Source organism: Oscillospiraceae bacterium (genome assembly GCA_015065085.1).
Classification (GTDB): domain Bacteria; phylum Bacillota; class Clostridia; order Oscillospirales; family SIG627; genus SIG627.
The window spans coordinates 68,041-86,449 of sequence record SVQW01000006.1 but is presented as its reverse complement, the minus strand read 5'-3'; the positions used below and the strand labels follow the sequence as shown (position 1 = coordinate 86,449).

The following is an 18,409-nucleotide window of genomic DNA, read 5'->3' as shown; positions in this document are numbered from 1 at the left end:
GAAACAGGCTCGGAATTATCATCCGAGTTATCGCCCGATTGTTCATCCGAACTGGGTTCGGCATTATCATTCGAATTATCACCCGATTGTGCATCCGAAACAGGCTCGGAATTATCATCCGAGTTATCGCCCGATTGTTCATTTGAAACAGGCTCGGAATTATCATCCGAGTTATCGCCCGATTGTTCATTTGAAACAGGCTCGGAATTATCATCTGAATTATCGCCCGATTGTTCATCCGAACTGGGTTCGGCATTATCATCCGAATCATCACCCGATTGTTCATCCGAACTGGGTTCGGCATTATCATCCGAGTTGTCGCCCGATTTCTCATTTGAATCGGGTTCGGCATTATCATCCGAGTTATCGCCCGATTGCTCGTCCGAAACAGGCTCGGAATTATCATCCGAATCATCACCCGATTGCTCATGCGAATCATCCGGAGTGTCCTGAGCATTTTCGTTATCCGGTGTTTCTTCGGGATTCTCGTCAAGATTTTCCTGATCTTGCTGTTCTTCTTGCTCTTCTTGCTCTTCTTGCTCTTCTTGTTCTTGCTGTTCTTCTTGTTCTTGCTGTTCTTCTTCCTCTTCCTCTTCCTCTTCGGGGAAAAGTGTTTCTCCGGGGTAAACTATCTTTACATACCCGTCATTGGCAGAAATATATAATTCTGCTTCATCCTCGGTCAGAAAAGCGTTGTAATATACAGAAGTGCCCCAGTTGCCGGTTATATCAAGTACGGTTCTGGATGATGCGGCAGCTTTAAAAGTAATGGTATTTTCAACATTAAGCTCCGGATTTTCAAATTGTACGGTGTGATAAACCTTATAAGGGTCTACACCGCCTATCATTTCATCCTTGTGGGCGGAAATAACGGCAAATCCTGTCGCTGTATCTCCCACACTTTTAAATTCAATAGTATACTCTACATTTGGCTGCAATACGGCAACGGTATGGTTACCGATGCTTGAATCAAGCGGGATTTCAACAATTTCGTCGGTTTCATTAACTGTGGTGACGGTAGTTTGAATATCAAAGGAAGCGCTTGAGATTGTCATGGTGTCGCTGGAAATAACGGATGAGAACAGCGCATAGGCGCTGAATGTCATTAAAAACAGACTAATCAGAATAACAACAACAGACAGTGTGAACCGTGTCAGAAACTTCTTCTCGCGTACATGAATATTGTCGTTTTCTTTATTGTCGGATACATTTTTATAAATCTCGTTCACTATCACACCCTCCTTCTTTGTTAATCATGTTGTTGTGTAGCTGAAACGATTGCTCCGAGATAAACCTTGGGTTGATGGGGAGGTCTGTAATTTGCGATATTGGTGACCTCTTCCGGCATTCTGACTACCAGTGCTATATACGCCTCACCGCCCGGGGCAAGGTATGCCGCGGCAGTGGAGTAGTTGTTGAGAGGCTCGGTTGCAAGCTGCGAGGCAAGAGTTCGTGTGGCAACAAGTGCATCCATCCGGGTCTCAGTGTCCGCAATTGCCAATCCGAATTTCAAATGGTCCTGTAAATTGAAGCTTGTTCCGAAAACATTTATTCCGGGAATATAGCTGTATACGCTTATAGCGGTTTTCCACTCAAATGGTATATCACCGTTGTTCTTCACTCTGATGTATGCCAACTGAGTGTAGCCCGGCTCATACAATGCATCTTTGTCGAAAAGCTCGGTATCGTTCTGAATCGGCTTCCATTCCAAATCCTCCGTTCGGTAGGACACATCGAGCTTAAATTCCGCAACATGGAAAACATTTTTCAATTCCGGTGATGAATCGTGGAACCATGCAAGCGAAGTGCCTGCACCCATGATTCCCCATAATGCAAGCATGAACAGACTGAGGACAAAAGCCAACTGCTTAAACTTGCGGATATTCTTTATTTTCAAGCTTTTTCCTCCTTAATGTAAATTACTGCTTGGTTTTTTTGGATTTCTTTATAAGTAAAATAGAAATTAATACTATTGCAATCAAAGAAAGTGCTGCGATAGCATATAAAACAGGTAAAATTGGCAAATCGCCGGTGGGCGGAGTAATCGGTTCTTCAGGCTCATCGGTGCCGCCCGGAATGCCGGAGCAATCATCTCCACCCGGGCAGTCGGGGCAATGAGATCCGTCGGTGGTATCATGTTCACCGCCGGGACAACCGGGGCAATGTATTATGTCGGGAAGTGTAGGGTCATCAGGCTTTTCACATGTACAACCCGGACAATGCTCCTCTTCTGTGTGCTCATGCGTTGGGTCATCACAGCCCGGACAATGCGATTCATCGGGAGTGTCGGTACTGCCGGGAATGCCGGAGCAATCATCTCCACCCGGGCAGTCGGGGCAATGAGATCCGTCGGTGGTATCATGTTCGCCGCCGGGACAACCGGGGCAATGTATTATGTCGGGAAGTGTAGGGTCATCCGGCTTTTCACATGTACAACCTGGACAATGCTCCTCTTCTGTGTGCTCATGCGTTGGGTCATCACAGCCCGGACAATGCGATTCATCGGGAGTGTCGGTACTGCCGGGAATGCCGGAGCAATCATCTCCACCCGGGCAATCGGGGCAATGAGAACCATCGGTAGCATCATGATCACCGTCGGGACAACCGGGACAATGTATTATGTCGGGAAGTGTAGGGTCATCCGGCTTTTCGCAGGTACAGCCGGGACAGTGCTCCTCTTCTGTGTGCTCGTGTGTGGGATCATCACAGCCCGGGCAATGCGGTTTACTTGGCTTTTCACATGTGCATCCGGGACAATGCTCTTCTTCGGTATGCTCGTGTGTAGGGTCTGTACATCCGGGGCAATGTGCTTCGCCCGGCTTGTCGGGTTCGTCGGGGTCATCCGGATCGCTCGGTGTAACCGTTCCTCCGCCGGAAGGAATGATTACCGCAGATGGCCTTTCTTCAAACATAAATTCCCATTCAACAGCACCGGAAACATTCTGAAATCTGTTATCAAGCTCGGGGGAGACCTCAAGCATTACATTAAGGGTGATTTCACCGTCGGAATGAATTACTCCCAGACGCCTCCAGTCCTTAAGACCTTCAATTTCATGTGCCGCCGATTCAAACACAGTTTCGTCGCCTGTTTTTTTGTCAATGTCAACCGTAAGCGACAAAAACGACAAAAACTCAATTGACAACGGATCGCGATCAACACTAAGTGCACGGAGATAAACAGCACTTTTGAGATTGCTTTCATTCTTTATTGTTATCTCCTGCAAAAACGTATCGCCCGGCATAACATCCTTGAACTCGGGAAAAAGGTCGGGATGAGAGTCGGTGGCTTTCGGTTCAAATACTATTCCGTCCGCTCTGCCTTTATAAATAACACTTACCTCGGCGGCAAAAACAGGCAATGACAGACATAAAATCAAAACTACCGCCGTAAATAAAGATACTGCTCTTTTCATAATTCACCTTATTCCATCGGCCAACCTGACGCGGTGTATGTGTCTGTACCCTCGACAGGATTGTTTTTGGACTGTACTGCGTGTGCAACGATGTTAAGCGAAAGAGTTTTGCCCAAATGACGGTTGTCCACCTTGTCACCCACAATTTCAACACGTGAAAAAACATCGGGAGTAGTCTCGCCGGGCTGTAAAATGCTCTTGTAGTAATACCAGCCGTCAACAAGCTGCCAGTGCTCCCCGTCTATATTCAGCTTAAAGCATTCCTCCGCAGGAAGAACGCTGGAATCGATGCCGTAAACAATCTTTACACGCAGGTAAAAAGGCTGTTCGCATATATTTTCAACGCTGACTTTCTTACTTACCACGTCGCCAGGAACGATATACACACCATCCACCGGGAATGGAGTGCCCTGGTCAGTCATCTCGTGAATCTGCATTCGGATGTCACCGGAGGTTATTATATTGGTACTCTTGCCCACAACAGTATAAAAAGCAAGAGATGCCTGTGTTATCAAGGTCATAATTATCGCCGTGAATGCAAGTATAAACAGCTTAAGCCGTATTTTTTTCAATATAATTTCCTCCTTTCAAAGAATGTAAATGAAAAAGTCAAAACAAAACCTCAAAAACGGATTAAAATATAAGCCTGAAATTTCAATTCGGCAATCAAAAGGCACAAAGCATTTTATGCCCTTTGATTGCCGCCCATCCGACGGATGGGTGGCAGGGATAAATTGTTACATCAAGGGTATATAGCGCTCTGCCATGCAGGCGATGTCTTCCATGGTAAGAAGTCCTTTGCCAATGGCAATTTTCAGTAAGTCGCCGTTGAATGCATCGAATGCATCCTTTGTAATTATACCGCCGAAGTCTTCAAGCGTGAATAAACCGTAGGTTTCAATGTCCTTGTGCATCTTGTCGGCATCGTAAATCATTGAAGACGTATCGACATCGAAGATATTGAACAGACCCGAAATACCGCCGGGCATGGAAAGAACACCTTCTGTGTAGTAGCACAGATGTCCGAATGTTACGGGCGACCATGCGGTGGTAAGCTCTTTTTCAATAACAACACTGTCAAGTGTTGCTGTGTTCCATTCGTCGGATGCAATGTTGCCTTCGGTAACAAAGCTGTGACCGATATAATCGATGTAATTGGAAGCATCGATGTAAACATACTTGCCAAGGTCAAGGTCAAAGAAGCCGTGCTCGTAAATTACTTTCACATCCGAGCCGTCGGAGAAGTAGAGGTGAATTATTTCGTATTCACTCTCGCTCTCGCTGTCAATAAATACGATAGGCGCTTTGTCGTATTTACCTGTCTCAAGATTCCATACAAGAAGCTCTTCGTTTCCTGTCAGACAGTCCACACGCTTCTGACTTCCGTCCGCCAGAGTAATAAGTGTGTCGGGTGTTACGCAGTTACCGCCGCTACTACCTGCTTCCAGCTTTGTCATAGTGCCGTTGCAGAAATCGGAATAATTGTACTGGGCGTCCTTATTTTCTTCGACAGACCATGTGTGTGAGAATTTCAATTCAACGCCGTTGTTGTTATCCTTAAAGGAATAAGAAACGGGGATTGTTCTTGCACTGTTTCCGGAATTTACCAGACCTTTTGAAGAAGCTGCCACAAAATACAGTTTTTCATTACAAACAACAGGCATTGCGTTAACACTGTTGCCACTGTGAACCTGACCGCCGGTAAGTGTTAAAGTAAAATCACCGTTGTCGGGGCTATATGTCCATGTGGTATTTGTGCCGTTTTGTTTTCCGGCAGTTGTAGGTGTGTAATCGGAAAGGTTTATTGTCTTATACTGCTTTTCCGCAACACTCCAGTATTTTATCTGAATACCTTCAAGTGCGGGAGCGGCACCGTGCCATGTTCCGCCGTAGGAGGATGCTACACAAAGACCTGCTTCATAGTTTGAAGCAACAAGAGACGGCGATTCTTTACTGGTTTCCGTTCCCGTAACCTTATAGGTTGCGGTATATTCTTTGCCATTTATTGTTGCGGTCAGGGCGTAGGTTGTACCGCCTGCGGTAACTGCAACGGGAGATGTGGGCTTTGTATTGCCGTTCACCTTGAAATCTGTAACAGTAGTACCGTTGACAGACATGGAAAGCTTGCTGAAATCAAGGGCATAACCGCTTAATTTATCAAGGTCAACATTAAGCTCATAAACCCATCCGTCTGTACCAAACGATTTTCCTGTTGTAAGGCCGTCTGCTGTGTCGGAGTAAGTTACAGTGATGAGGTCACTGTATTTGTCGGGCGTATATTCGCTTTCGGTTTTGAAAGAATCCGCTGTGCCGTTGGTGTTTTTATAAGAGTATACATATGTTTTTCCATTAAGAATGGATACTTCTGCATAGTCGTAAGGTACCGCATCTTTATTTGTTCTGTTATCCGTGATGGTGGTAGTGTTTACTTTGGAAGTCAAAGACTCGGGCATATATGCAATACCAAGGTTCAATGATTCGTTTGTGCCGTTGCCGTCAATGTCATGTAAATACTCTGTCTTTGCCATAACAGTGCTAATTATGGATTGACCTGCGCTGGGAACATACTGCTTGTCATTTTCATCAATCCATGCGTTCTGAACAAGTGTACCCTCAAGTGTAATGGATGCTGCATCTCCGTTAGCATCACATATCGACAGAACACTGAATCCCATAAGGGTTTTACTGCTGTCGTAAGTTGATGCGGTAGGCTTTTGAACTAAAGTTACGTCACGAAGAGTAAGGCTGTTTGCCGAACCAACGAGAATGGATGCAACAGCGCCCAACTCAATGCGGGAGTTGTCAATAACAACGTTACCGCCACTTACGTTGACAGCAGCACGCGCACCCGAAATTCGGGAATTGAGAATCTGGCTGTTACCCGATGCCATTACACCGCTTTTTACGTTGTAATAACGGGTTCTGTCGGTTGTTTCACTACGGTTGCCCGATTCGGTCATATTGCTCTTGTATAATACAGCATAGTCGAAGTTGGGACATACTATCTGCACATTATCCAGCGTACCATTGTTAAGAGTTACAAAGCTGTAACCCATATCCAAAGCCGCAGAGTCACTTCCGCAGGTCATGGTAAAGCCGTTACCGAACAATGTATATCCGCCCGAAACCTCAAGAGAACTGAATCCGCAGTCATTCAACAGTACTACGTTGTTTTTTGTCGCATTTGTTGCGGATGTAGCATTAACGGCATCCACAACCTCCAAGGTAATTGTTGTAGGTGTACAGAAGTCGTAGTCCTGGATTGTTACCTTTACAACGCCTGTGCCGGAGAACTGAATTGTACCCTCTGTCCAGTCGGTTGTATTTGCGGTAAACGTTCCGGAAACGTTGGAGTTTTCGTCTACTTTATCGACGGTTACCCAAACACCGGAGTTATTGATTTTTGCGCCATCCATAGCAGCAAACAAACTGCCTACACTTACAGTGTTTCCATTACCTACACGGTATAAGAAGTCGCCGGTGAATTTGGTTTCAAATTTAACATCCGATTTTTCCTGATCGCCCTCGGTGATGCCAAGGTCGGTAACGATACCACTGTATTTTTCAAGTCCGATGCTGCTTACACCCCAGCTGTATCCGGTGAAGAGCTGATGGAAGGGAAGGTAAATAGCCTGATGGTTTTCTTCCGCGGTGTGAGTGTGCTTACATCCGGTGACGGATGCTCGCTCATCTGCATCAACAACACCGTTGACGTTGTAATCGGTGAAGTTCAATTCGGAATGAGGTACACGGCTGAACTGATAGTCCTCGGAATAGGAAGCCATGGTGTTCTTTTCGAATTCGCAGTAGTAATAATCGTTCCAGTCACCGTAGTTTACGGTACATCCGGTAGCGGAAATGCCGGTCATGTTGGGTATTACTTTGCCATCGTCATTTGTTGTGTTATGACGAACAGAGCCGATGATCATACCGGAATAGCGGTATGCATAGTACTGATAGTTGGCGCAAACGTCATTGTAAACGTCTATTATTGCCGAAACGTGGCAGTTTTCAAAGCTGATGGTGTCGTCGGTTGCGTTGCCGCTTCCATCTACGTTACCGCGGTACATACCCACAAGACCGCCGCAGGCAACGTCCCAGCTACCCCAAAGAGCGGAAATCTTGTTGGAATTATCAACGGTAATGTTCTTTAAAGTAATGTGGTCATCATTTGCGGCACTTGTATTGCCGGCGATACCGATGATACCGCCGTTTCCTGTGTTATATACACGGGGATTGCAGTTTGTGATAGCAATGTTTTCAAATGTTGAATCTCCTGCTGCATACGCGGCGATAACACCCGTGGGTGTGAACTCACCGTCGGATTCGAAGTTATCAACAGTAAGATTTTTGATGGTACCGTCGTAAACGTAGCCGAAAATACCCATTGCGGCATTCCAATAATTGCCGTCGTAGTTGCCTTTCATTACCCAGGTATTCTGATAAATGTCTGAAATAGTGTGTCCGTTTCCGTCGAAAGTACCACTGAATGCACCGCCGTAGGTGTACCATTTTTCCGCGGCTTCACCTTCATTAATTATCGCAGCACCGGAAGCCTTGGTATCCTCGTTAATCTCATAGATTGCTTCGGGCGCATCGTCAAGGCCGAGGGGGGCAATTTCGCCGCCTTCCTTGTGGTATCCGATGGGGTAGAAGATATTGGCATTATCTTCACCACCAAAGTTGATGTCGGCAACAAGCTTGTAATGTGCCTTGCCGTAGGTTTCGTTTTCATTGGAAATGAGTTCGCCCATATATGCAAGCTGGTCGGCATTTGCGATTATGTAGGGGTCATCCTCAGTACCCGTACCGCCCGAGAAAGCGTTTGCAATAGTGCCTTGCCATTCATTTTCGATATCCGCAATAATGGCAACCTCGGAGAATGTGGCAAGAGCCACGGAAATGTTACCTGTGAGTGGATCGTAGATAAAGGTGTTGTGTGCGGTAAGCTGAGAAGCATCCGCAACAGCGGTCATGATATTGTTCACACCGTCTTCGACGTGGATAAGTGTGTAGTTACCGATGTTGAGGTTCTTTGGCATTACGGGGCCAAGGTCAACAATAATCGGCACGTCGTTTGTGTCGGAAACGCCCTCCACGTGAACGTCCACGGGAATGAGTATTTCACTGTTGACAACAGTTATATCGGTGGTTGTATTTTCAAGGGGAGTTACGGTGAGGGAGAGGGTGTCCTGATTGTCCGCCATGACAACGCCCTCGGGTATGGTTGCCGAGGCTGTGCCTGCATCAATGACTGCACCGCCGGAGGGCACTTTACCATTATCGGGAACAACAGTTACCGAGCCTGAAGCAGGACGGATAAGCTCGTCAAAGGTATCGCCAAGGTCATAATCTATACCAAAGCTGTCCTCTTCATAAGAGCTCTGAGATGCAATGGCTGTAATGCTGAAGCCAGAGCCGATGGATTGGTTCTGATACGCGTTGCCCGCAGTGGGAATCATCTGTAAGCCGAGTGTCATAATGATTTCACCCACAGGGGTGGTAAGACTGGTTGAACCTGCCGGAAGAATTGTTCCCGAAGCGGTTGAGCCGCCGTTCATTACATTATTGAGGAAGCCGATGAAATTGAGGTTTTCAAACTGCTCGCGGGTTTCGATTTTTTGGGCACTCTTCGCAAAGCGGACGGCAATAACCTCAGCCAGTTTACCCACAGCACCTTCGGGCATGAGGGTGAACTTATAATTCAGAGCAAGGTCGCCCTTGTTCACAAGCTTTATGTACTTTATCTGGGAATATCCCGGCTCCCAGTTGTCATAACTGAAAATGGTGTTGTACGCATCGTCCTCGATATTGTACCATGGACCGTTTACGGGGTCGTCCGACCAGTACATTTCAAGGTCAATGTTACCTGAGGTTATAATATTCCTGTCGGTAGACACACTTTCTGTAAACCACGCAAAGGTAGAACCCAGCAGCATGGAAAAACACAAAAGCAGTGCTATAAGACTGTGGAAAAAGGCAAACTTAGTTTTTTTCATTACGTAACCGTCCTTGTTGATAATTTAGAATGTTTTTGTCGTTTCAATCGGCAATCAACGGGCACAGATAATAAAATATATGCCCATTGATTGCCGTCTCACCCATGAGGGTGAGAACGGCGCAATTCTCAAAAGAGAATTGTACTGAAATATCAGTTGTTGCCGGGGATAACAAGACCCTGGCTCAGGTCGATGTCGTCGGTGAGGGTGATGGTATCACCATCTTCAGCGTTGTTAATAGCGTCCTGAAGGTCTTCACCGTTGTCAACGTATGTTGTGTTGCCTGCTGTACCTGTAAAGGTATAGGGGATTGTTGCAACATCGATGATATCGGTTTCGTCCGCAGGGTTGGTGAGACGGAGCTTAACAGTAAATGTTTCGCCTGCAAGAGCGTCGTCGATATCAGCTACGCCACAGATGAATTCGCCAACAAGACCGGCTACCATTCCGTATGTCCAGGGATTTTTGGTAACACTGCCGAGAAGAGGAAGTTCTTCACCTGCTGTGAGTGTAACCTCCGTATCATCGAAGCCTAACCAACCGTAAGAACCGTAATTACCGGCGAGGTATATTACAGGAGCATCGCCGGCAATAAGATCTCTGGTAAGACTTACATAGAAATCGCAGTGCCAATCTTTGTAAATGCTGTTTTCTACTTCTTCAACAGACTGATTGGACTTAAAGCTGTATGCTGTTTCCAATTGGTATCCAAGACCGTCGATATCAACACCTACGTGTTCGGGCATAGGTATTACTTCGGCTTCGGGAACTTCAGTTCCGTCGGGCTCGGTAGCAACTGCATCGTATACTAAGGTGAAAGGAGAGAAATTGGTGCTTTCGAAAATGATGTTACCGGTTGTAGCATTGTATACCGCGTCGGTAACTTCTACGTTATTTACACCATCAAAGTGATAAAGCTTAACACCGGTGAGACCTGTTCCGACATGGAACTCAACCTTTAAGGGAACGATATTATCGTCCTTAATACCTGTAACTTCGATATCGTAGGTTACTGCACCTTCATCGGTAGCTACGGTAAATCCGTCAAGGACACTGTCTCTTTGGTCTATGGTTACTTCAATATGTGTTGCATCGTCAGCAATGGAATCGTCTTGCACGATAGCAGAACCGATTTTTCCGCCACTTTCACCTGCACGTTTAATAGGAATTTCGTATGAAGCGGAACCGTCTACAAGTGCTGTTCCGGTACCGGAGAAAGGCATTGCTGCGTCTTTGTCGTAATTATTGCCGAAGCTATCAATTTCCTTCATTTTCTGGGTAGCAACAAGGTTGATACCGAATTCGATAGAAGGAACATTGGTGCCGTTGTGGTTAGCTTCGTTTGTAACGGTTGTAGGCATCCAGAGAGCAAAACCGACGATTTTTTCATCAGAATCTCCGTCATTTTTTGCTTCAAGTGAACCAACACTCATGTTCAAGGCGCCCTTGAGATTGTTGCCGGACATAGCAAGGATGTCATCGCGGCTAACACCCTGTTCAACTACTGAGGTTTTGATGTAGTCGGACAGAGAGAATGAGTCTCCTGCTTTGTTTATGCCTTTTGTTTCGGCATAAACATCAGCACTGAGCTGATAGTTGAGTGCGAGAGAGCCTTCGTTTACAACCTTGAAGTAAGCTACTTTAGTGTAGCCGGGTTCCCACAGGTTGTAACCGAAAATGTCAGTCAGCTCGTTGACAGGCATCCAATCGTCGTTATCATCCAGATAGTAGAGAGCTACATCCAGATTGCCGGACTGAATGGTGTTACGCGCGGAGCTTACGGAGTCGGTAAACCAAGCGAAGGTTGTACCGATAAGCATTGAAACACAGAGCAGCAGTGAGAGAACGCTGAAGCCAAGTGCTTGTGCTGTAGTGCGTTTTTTCATTATTTTCCTCCAGATTTGGCGCGGGGTGTACCTCTCGTCGTTGCGCCGTTTTACGGACGAAAGGGCTTAAAAATTAAGCTGAAATAATTTTTGTTTTGCAATTAAGCATCATACTCGGGCAGCCAGTTGGTGAATGCTGTCTGAGCATCCGCACCTGTGTTTGCAGCCTGTATAGCCTGAGCCAGAACATTTACGGAGAAACCGTCGGTGCCGTAGCTCATGTCTTCCTGTACAAACCAGTAGGGAATGGTAACTGTGCTGAAAAGCTCAGCGGTCGCATCTACATCAAGAGCGTCGTTGAGGTAATAACCGTAGGTGATGGTGTCTGCAGCAGTGTCGGTAGAGGTGAGAGTGTCATCTGCTTCCCATACAGTGCTGTCAACGTTCAGCCAGGTTCTCAGGTCGAGGGTTTCACTGTGGTCAGTGTAAGCCTGTTCAATTTCAGCATAATCGCTGAAGGTCACATAAACTCTGATATACTGGTCATAATCACCTGTGTTTTCAACGGTGGGATTCTTTGCGATTACATCACCGGGAGCGATATGCTCGTAGGTGTTGCCTGTGGTAGTGGTTTCGGTGTTACCGTCGCCATCTGCATCTAAAGCATCATCACCGTCGTTCTCGTTTTCCCAAACTTCAACGGAGAAATCGGGAGTGCCGTCAACGGCGTCGCTGGTGGAAACCTTGAAGGTGTTGGTTACATCAGCGGTAGCGTTGAACCAAGCAAGAGTTCCGAGAGAGAGAATTGCCACTGCACATACCAGAAGAGATACGAGCAGTATGTTTTTCTTGTTCATTTTCATGTAATTTGTCCTCCTTTCTTCAAGAGTGTATTTTAAACCGATTTTTTAGTAATCGGAGTAAAAACTTACTTATTGCTCGACGGGAGCGGATGAATCGTTTTGCTCGGGGGCTTCCTGCTTTTTCTTTTTGAACAGGTCCGGCAGAAAAACAAGCATAGCCAAAGCTGCTGCAATTGCTATTGAAATATATGTACCCGGGGGATTCTGAATGAAATCGGAAGCATATCCCAGATACGGGATTTTGAATTTAGGCACGCCGATAAGATTGTTGAAATGAACGGGAGCGGCGTCGTTTGTGTTGTTGGCATCGCCTTTTGTTATAAAATAGCTGTCGTCGGAGTTTATTTCAACAACACGGTGGGTAGCCACAACAAGATTTTCGTTGAGAACAAAAGTGATAGGGTCGCCCACCTTGACCTCGTGGGGTTTTACTTCCTTTACATATATAAGGTCACCCACGTTGTATTGGGGAGCCATACTGCCCGAGATAACGTTGAATACCCGAAATCCCAAAAGCCTTGCACCCATCAGTATAACTGCAAGTACAACCACGATAACAACAATCAGCGTTGTTATTGCGTTCCATATTTTTCCTAATATATTCTGCATTTCAAATACCTCATGCGGGTTTAATAAGAATTATTACTGCTCGTCAGTGGTTTCCTGTGGGGTATCAGTATCCGACGGATTGGATTTTTCTTCGCTTGTGTCAAGCTGTTGCTTGAGAGCCTTAAGCTCTTCCATTATCTTTGCAGCTTCATCGCGTTCAAGACGAATTTTCTCGCGTTCCTGCTCAAGCTGCAGACGTTCCTGCTCCATTTTTTCGCTCTGTTCCTTTTTGTACTGACGGAACAGACGTACACAGTTTACTCCCTGATAAAGTATAAGAAGCATAAAGGGAACGAATATGCACACAATATATCCCTGAGGGGTTTTCAGAAAATTAAAGAATGTACCCACTCCGGTAAGCTTTGCCTGATATTTTCCCAATACATAAGGATATGTGACGATTGTTGGGTCGTCGTCGCCGGTGGTTGTACCGTAGGTGACAAATCCGGGATTGCCTGAGGCATCGACGGTAAGTCTGCGTATTTTATGCGTGATAACATCGCCGAAGCTTTCGCTGTTCTGCGAAATGTATGTAATGATATCTCCGTCGGTGAGAGTGGTTGCGTCCACTTCTTTTACAAATATAAGGTCGCCTGCCTTAAAGTCTGTCGCCGCCATGGAGTCCGAATTTACGATGTATGCCTTATATCCGAATAAATCTCTGTCATTGCGGTTGAAAGTGGTTACGGATATGACGGTGAAGACCATCATAAATACTGCAAGAGCGACTATAAGCCATATAATCGTGTTCTTGATAATGTTGAACGCCTTTTTCATAAAATACCTCATAAATTACGTATTATTTGTTTCGGAAAAAGTCGAGTTGCGCAAAAATTTGCTAAATTTAAATGTGATTATAAATAAAAAAATGAAAAAAATTGGTTATTATTAATAAAAGCAAGGCTGACTTTTGTGCAAAACGGCTTGGCTAATCATCAAGTTTCGTTTAATATTCCAAAAAAGAATTATTTCTATTATACTTCCAAATTGGAATTTTGTCAAGTACTTTGAACAATATAATTTAATTATAAAAGTCAAACAAGTACTAAATTTTGTTCGGGGTGATAAAATGAAAATCAGGAAACAGGAGTACGGCAACAAGAATGTAATAGGAAGGAATGTGGAACGGCTGAGACTGGAAAAAGGAATAAAGCAAAAGGATTTTATTTCCAAAATGCAGCTTCTCGGATGTGACATTAACCCCACCAGCTATTCCAAGCTTGAAGGACAGGTGCGTGCTGCCACGGACATGGAGGTTTTTGTTATTGCGAAAATACTTGACATTAAAATGGAAGATTTGTTTTGAAAAGAAGAACTGTGTTTCATTTTGAAACACAGTTCTTCGCAGACTCTCGAGAAAGTCGTGATACCGCGACGGAAATAAATTATATTTCAAAAAGAAAAAAATAAATCAAAAAACAATTTAACAGCAGGCGATACATCGAATATCACCTGCTGTTTGTCGCTTTTTGCCGCTTCAAGCCTTATCGTACCTTTGTACGCCGACAGGCTTTAATCGGCAAAATATCCCTGGCTTTTCGAAAGTCTCACAGTGTGCCGATAGGTTTATCGACACACTGAGAAGAACTGTGTTTCGTTTTGAAACACAGTTCTTCGACAATTTATAATTGCATATTTATTATATCGTTATTTTATCCAGTATTCCCGTAAGGTATGCGATGGTGACACCATAGTTGGTCATGGGCACTTTGGCATCCATGGCGCGCTGAATGCGTGACATGACGTATTTGCGGTTGAACATACACGCACCGCACTGAATTATAAGGTCATAGCCCGACAGGTCGGCGGGATAATCTGTGCCCGACGAGAATTCCACCGTCAGCCCCTGACCGATGCGCTTGCGAAGCAGTGCGGGAATTTTCACTCTGCCTATATCCTCGGTGGTGGGAGCATGGGTACAGCATTCCGCGATGAGTACGCGGGAATTTTCAGTAAGGCTGTCTATTGCCGCTGCACCCTCCATGTAGTAGTCAATGTCACCCTTAAGCGCGGCAAAAAGCACGGAAAACGAAGTCAGACGGCTTTTTTCGGGCTTTTTCTGATATACCGTGCCGAAAACCTGCGAGTCGGTGATTATCAGCGACGGTGGTTCCTTGAGTGCATTGAGCGCGTTGTCAAATTTGTCAGCCGTGGTGCAGATTACCGTGCACTTTTTGTCCAGAAGCTCACGTATGGTCTGAACCTGTGGCATAATAAGACGTCCCTTGGGTGCCTGAATATCCTGAGGCATTACGAGAAGTACCACATCGTTTTCACTGCACAAATTCCGTGTTATGCTCTGCACACCGAAATCCTCGGGAACAAGGTGCAAAAGTCCGTCGCGTATTTTGTCGGTGCCGTAACCGTTTTTGGCACTGACTGCAATAACCTTTATTCCCAGCTTTTTTTCAAGCTCTGTGGCTTTTTCATCGGCATTTTCGATAATGTCTGATTTATTAAGCACACCCAGCACGGGTGTGTTTTTATTTTTGAAGAGCTTAAGCCATTCTTGTTCAAGCGAGGTGTCGCCGTCGGTCAGCACCATTACGGCAATATCTACCTTTTCAGCGGCCTTTTCGGTCTTTTCAACACGCTGGGAGCCGAGAATATCCACATCGTCAAAGCCTGCGGTGTCGGTCAGCGTGCAGGCGCCGATGCCCCGTATTTCCATGGGCTTGGCAACAGGGTCGGTGGTAGTGCCGGGTACATCCGAAACAATGGAAACCTCCTGACCTGTAAATGCGTTGATAAGTGAGGATTTTCCGCTGTTACGTCTGCCGAAGAAGCCGATGTGGAGACGGTTGGCGCTCGCTGTGGTAAGGGTTGATGTCATAATATCACCTTTAATTAAAATCTGATATATCTTTTTCCGTTGGCAATGTCCGCCATGTATCCCTTTGTGAGGTCGCGTACCTTGTCGCTGAGTATGTTGGGCATTTCCTTTTCAATAAGTCTTTCGCCCACCTCACGCGTTGCGGGGGAGGCATAGTCAAGAAGGTATTCGCGCAGTGTCATAAGGGCGTTGGGGTGGCAGCAGTTCTGTATCTGTCCTGCCTTGCACAGCTCCATAAAGCGGTCTCCCGTTCTGCCTTCCTTGTAGCATGCGGTGCAGAATGACGGGATGTAACCCAGCTCCATCAGCCATCTTACCACCTCGTCAAGAGTTCTGTTGTCGCTGATTTCAAACTGCGCCGAGTTTTCTTCGGGCTTTTCCGGCTCGCTGTAACCGCCTACACTGGTACGGGAAGCACCGCTTATCTGGGAAACACCCAGCGGAAGCACTTTTTCACGTACGGCAGGGGATTCTCGGGTGGAAATTATCATACCCGTATAAGGCACACTTATGCGTATGAGAGCGCACAGCTTTGCAAAGATTTCATCGCTTATGCCGTTGTCAAACTTGGTGGGGTCGATATCGTCCGCGCGCTTGAGACGGGGAACACTGATGGTATGAGGGCCTACTCCGTGTGCCGCTTCGAGATGCTCGGCGTGCATGAGAAGTGCCGCAAATTCGTAGCGGTACAGCTCCAGTCCGAACAGCACGCCCAGACCAACGTCGTCAATACCGCCCTGCATTGCTCTGTCCATTGCCTCGGTATGATATTCGTAGTTGTGCTTGGGACCCGTGGGATGAAGCTTTAAATAGCTCTCCTTGTGGTAGGTTTCCTGGAACAGAATGTATGTACCGATTTCAGCTTCCTTGAGCTTTCTGTAATTTTCCACGGTAGTGGCGGCGATGTTTACGTTAACACGGCGGATGGCACCGTTTTTGTGCTTTATGCTGTAAATGGTTTTTATGCTTTCCAGTATGTATTCTATCGGGTTGTTGACGGGGTCTTCACCCGCTTCAATGGCAAGGCGCTTGTGGCCCATATCCTGGAGCGCAATAACTTCCTTTGCAATTTCCTCCTGAGTCAGCTTTTTACGGCAGATGTGCTTGTTCTGGTAGTGGTATGGGCAGTAGAGACAGCCGTTTACGCAGTAGTTGGAAAGGTAGAGGGGGGCGAAAATTACTATTCTGTTTCCGTAGTAATCCTTTTTTATCTGCTCGGCAAGCTTGTACATTTTCTGTATGCGGCTTTGGTCCTCACAGGCGAGAAGTACCGAGGCTTCGCGGTGGGTAAGACCTTTTCTGAGCGCCGCTTTTTCAAGGATGCTGTCCACGAGGGTGAGATTATCCTTGTTTTTGTCGGCGTATTCAAGTGTTTCCAGCACTTCCTCATGGCAGATAAATTCTTCGGCTTTGAGTGATTTGGGATTGTACATATCTTTAATTCCTTTCGGTTTAATACTTTTTATCGGGCGTAATCGCCACGTGCGGTTTGTATTTCGTATCCTATACCTCTGAATTGCTCTTTCAGCTTTTCAAGTGCCTGGGCGCTTTCGCAGGCGGTATATGCCTTGTTGTCGTATAATGCGTAGTCGGCGCGTACATCCTCGGGGGAAAGGTTGGGCATAACTACGTTTGCTCCTGCTTTTATGCCCTTTATTCTTCCCTCGGGGTCAAGGGAATTGAGTGCCGTTGTGGCAGGAATAAGAGATTTTGGGTCGATAAGTCGGACTATGGCAAGAAGCCTCAGTGTAAGCTGTACGCTTCCCGCTTCAAACTCCTTAAATGGCGTCTGATGATGAGGTATAAACGGCCCGATACCTATCATATGCGGTTTGAATTCCTGAATGAACAAAAGGTCCTTTGCAATGTGCTCTAAGGTCTGATAGGGTGAACCCACCATAATACCGCAACCCACCTGATAGCCAAGGCTTTTCAGGTCGTAAAGGCATTTTTTGCGGTTTTCTATGGTAAGCGCAGGCGGGTGTAGCAACGAATAATGGACAGGGTCAATACTTTCATGCCGTAGCAGGTATCTGTCGGCGCCTGCCTCCTTCATTGCCTTGTAGCTTTGGTATGAGCGCTCTCCCAGCGAAAGCGTGACGGCACAGTCGGGATACTTTTTCTTTATTTCCGATATTACCTCGCACATAAAGCTGTCGGTGAACAGTGCGTCCTCGCCACCCTGCATCACAAAGGTGCGAAAGCCGATTTCGTAGCCCGTTTCACAGCACTGCATAATGTCATCCTTCGTGAGTCTGTAACGGCACACATTGGTGTTTGACCGACGTATTCCGCAGTAGTAGCAGTCGTTTTTGCAGTGATTTGTAACCTCAATAAGTCCGCGGATAAATATTTTGTTACCGTACACGCTTTTTACAGCATTCACGGCACAGCTGAACAGATAATTTTCGTCGTCGGCGTCCATCGTTTCGAGCAGTGTAAGATATTCTTCGTGCGAAAGCTCGTGTTCAAGCTTTAGTTTATCTATAAGCTGTATGTTTTTTTTCATAGTCATATATTCGAGTATGCCGTTTTGGCGCTGACACCGTCCAGTCTTCCTATTTTGCCCGACATGGCACTGATTATATCCTGAGGGGCATCCATGGCGATGCTTATTATGTTTACCCCTCTTTCACGGTAGGGTATGCCCATTCTGCCGATTATATACTTTCCGTATTCGTGGAGAATTCCGTTGAGCGCATCCACCGATGCGGAGGATTCCACTATTATGCCCACTACGGCGATGCGGGTATTCTGAACATTGTTTTCCATTATTTTCTCCCGTCTTTTCCGCAAGCCCTGCGAGACTTTAACACCCAAGGCATGATACCGAAGCTTTGCCGTAACATGCGTAGAGTCTGTGATT

General features: G+C 46.1%; 14 protein-coding genes (1 of these 14 cut by a window edge). 1 reads left to right on the top strand and 13 read right to left on the bottom strand.

Translation table 11 applies throughout. The features are described 5' to 3' along the window. From E7588_05890 to E7588_05850, 9 genes are all read right to left on the bottom strand, one after another. On the bottom strand, positions 1–1,229 hold the 5' portion of the coding sequence (locus E7588_05890) for a hypothetical protein (protein MBE6688792.1). 397 nt of this gene lie to the left of the window's left edge; only the first 1,229 of its 1,626 coding nucleotides appear in the window; it begins with the start codon at positions 1,227–1,229; its stop codon lies beyond the left edge, outside the window. A gap of 20 nt (positions 1,230–1,249) precedes the next feature. Further along, a complete protein-coding gene (locus E7588_05885; GenBank protein MBE6688791.1) occupies positions 1,250–1,897 on the bottom strand; it encodes a hypothetical protein in 648 nt (215 codons plus the stop codon). Positions 1,898–1,919: 22 nt separating this feature from the next. Further along, positions 1,920–3,413, bottom strand: a complete 1,494-nt coding sequence (locus E7588_05880) for a hypothetical protein (GenBank protein MBE6688790.1) — start codon at positions 3,411–3,413, stop codon at positions 1,920–1,922. Positions 3,414–3,421: 8 nt separating this feature from the next. Beyond that, positions 3,422–3,985: a hypothetical protein gene (locus E7588_05875; protein MBE6688789.1), complete on the bottom strand. Its 564-nt coding sequence runs from the start codon at positions 3,983–3,985 to the stop codon at positions 3,422–3,424. Between the two features lie 165 nt (positions 3,986–4,150). After that, a complete protein-coding gene (locus E7588_05870; GenBank protein MBE6688788.1) occupies positions 4,151–9,412 on the bottom strand; it encodes a hypothetical protein in 5,262 nt (1,753 codons plus the stop codon). 152 nt (positions 9,413–9,564) lie between these two features. Further along, positions 9,565–11,298: a hypothetical protein gene (locus tag E7588_05865; GenBank protein MBE6688787.1), complete on the bottom strand. Its 1,734-nt coding sequence runs from the start codon at positions 11,296–11,298 to the stop codon at positions 9,565–9,567. 101 nt (positions 11,299–11,399) lie between these two features. Further along, a complete protein-coding gene (locus E7588_05860; GenBank protein MBE6688786.1) occupies positions 11,400–12,101 on the bottom strand; it encodes a hypothetical protein in 702 nt (233 codons plus the stop codon). A gap of 69 nt (positions 12,102–12,170) precedes the next feature. Beyond that, the gene (locus tag E7588_05855; GenBank protein ID MBE6688785.1) at positions 12,171–12,710 is read right to left on the bottom strand and encodes a signal peptidase I; all 540 of its coding nucleotides are present in this window, start codon (positions 12,708–12,710) and stop codon (positions 12,171–12,173) included. A 33-nt stretch (positions 12,711–12,743) separates the two neighbouring features. Beyond that, positions 12,744–13,499, bottom strand: coding sequence for a signal peptidase I (locus tag E7588_05850; protein ID MBE6688784.1), 756 nt, complete (start codon positions 13,497–13,499; stop codon positions 12,744–12,746). 280 nt (positions 13,500–13,779) lie between these two features. Between E7588_05850 and E7588_05845 the strand changes: the two genes are divergently transcribed. Next, positions 13,780–14,016, top strand: a complete 237-nt coding sequence (locus E7588_05845; protein MBE6688783.1) for a helix-turn-helix transcriptional regulator — start codon at positions 13,780–13,782, stop codon at positions 14,014–14,016. Positions 14,017–14,349: 333 nt separating this feature from the next. Here the strand turns inward: E7588_05845 and hydF are convergent, their stop codons facing one another. Genes hydF through E7588_05825 form a run of 4 tightly spaced genes read right to left on the bottom strand, consistent with a single transcriptional unit; the run spans position 14,350 to position 18,315 of the window. Next, a complete protein-coding gene (gene hydF, locus E7588_05840) occupies positions 14,350–15,543 on the bottom strand; it encodes a [FeFe] hydrogenase H-cluster maturation GTPase HydF (GenBank protein ID MBE6688782.1) in 1,194 nt (397 codons plus the stop codon). Positions 15,544–15,557: 14 nt separating this feature from the next. Beyond that, a complete protein-coding gene (gene hydG, locus E7588_05835; GenBank protein ID MBE6688781.1) occupies positions 15,558–16,976 on the bottom strand; it encodes a [FeFe] hydrogenase H-cluster radical SAM maturase HydG in 1,419 nt (472 codons plus the stop codon). 29 nt (positions 16,977–17,005) lie between these two features. Next, on the bottom strand, positions 17,006–18,058 hold the full coding sequence (hydE, locus tag E7588_05830) for a [FeFe] hydrogenase H-cluster radical SAM maturase HydE (GenBank protein ID MBE6688780.1): 1,053 nt from the start codon (positions 18,056–18,058) through the stop codon (positions 17,006–17,008). After that, positions 18,055–18,315 (bottom strand): iron-only hydrogenase system regulator, encoded by a 261-nt coding sequence (locus E7588_05825; GenBank protein MBE6688779.1) that lies wholly within the window; start codon positions 18,313–18,315, stop codon positions 18,055–18,057. Before E7588_05825 ends, hydE begins: the two co-directional genes overlap by 4 nt. Positions 18,316–18,409 lie beyond the last annotated feature (94 nt).

Excerpts from the sequence above, each read along its gene's own strand:
- E7588_05880 (MBE6688790.1), bottom strand. The coding sequence starts at position 3,413 with ATGAAAAGAGCAGTATCTTTATTTACGGCGGTAGTTTTGATTTTATGT.
- E7588_05870 (MBE6688788.1), bottom strand. The coding sequence starts at position 9,412 with ATGAAAAAAACTAAGTTTGCCTTTTTCCACAGTCTTATAGCACTGCTT.
- E7588_05865 (MBE6688787.1), bottom strand. The coding sequence starts at position 11,298 with ATGAAAAAACGCACTACAGCACAAGCACTTGGCTTCAGCGTTCTCTCA.
- E7588_05860 (MBE6688786.1), bottom strand. The coding sequence starts at position 12,101 with ATGAAAATGAACAAGAAAAACATACTGCTCGTATCTCTTCTGGTATGT.
- E7588_05855 (MBE6688785.1), bottom strand. The coding sequence starts at position 12,710 with ATGCAGAATATATTAGGAAAAATATGGAACGCAATAACAACGCTGATT.
- E7588_05850 (MBE6688784.1), bottom strand. The coding sequence starts at position 13,499 with ATGAGGTATTTTATGAAAAAGGCGTTCAACATTATCAAGAACACGATT.
- E7588_05845 (MBE6688783.1), top strand. The coding sequence starts at position 13,780 with ATGAAAATCAGGAAACAGGAGTACGGCAACAAGAATGTAATAGGAAGG.
- hydF (MBE6688782.1), bottom strand. The coding sequence starts at position 15,543 with ATGACATCAACCCTTACCACAGCGAGCGCCAACCGTCTCCACATCGGC.
- hydG (MBE6688781.1), bottom strand. The coding sequence starts at position 16,976 with ATGTACAATCCCAAATCACTCAAAGCCGAAGAATTTATCTGCCATGAG.
- hydE (MBE6688780.1), bottom strand. The coding sequence starts at position 18,058 with ATGACTATGAAAAAAAACATACAGCTTATAGATAAACTAAAGCTTGAA.
- E7588_05825 (MBE6688779.1), bottom strand. The coding sequence starts at position 18,315 with ATGGAAAACAATGTTCAGAATACCCGCATCGCCGTAGTGGGCATAATA.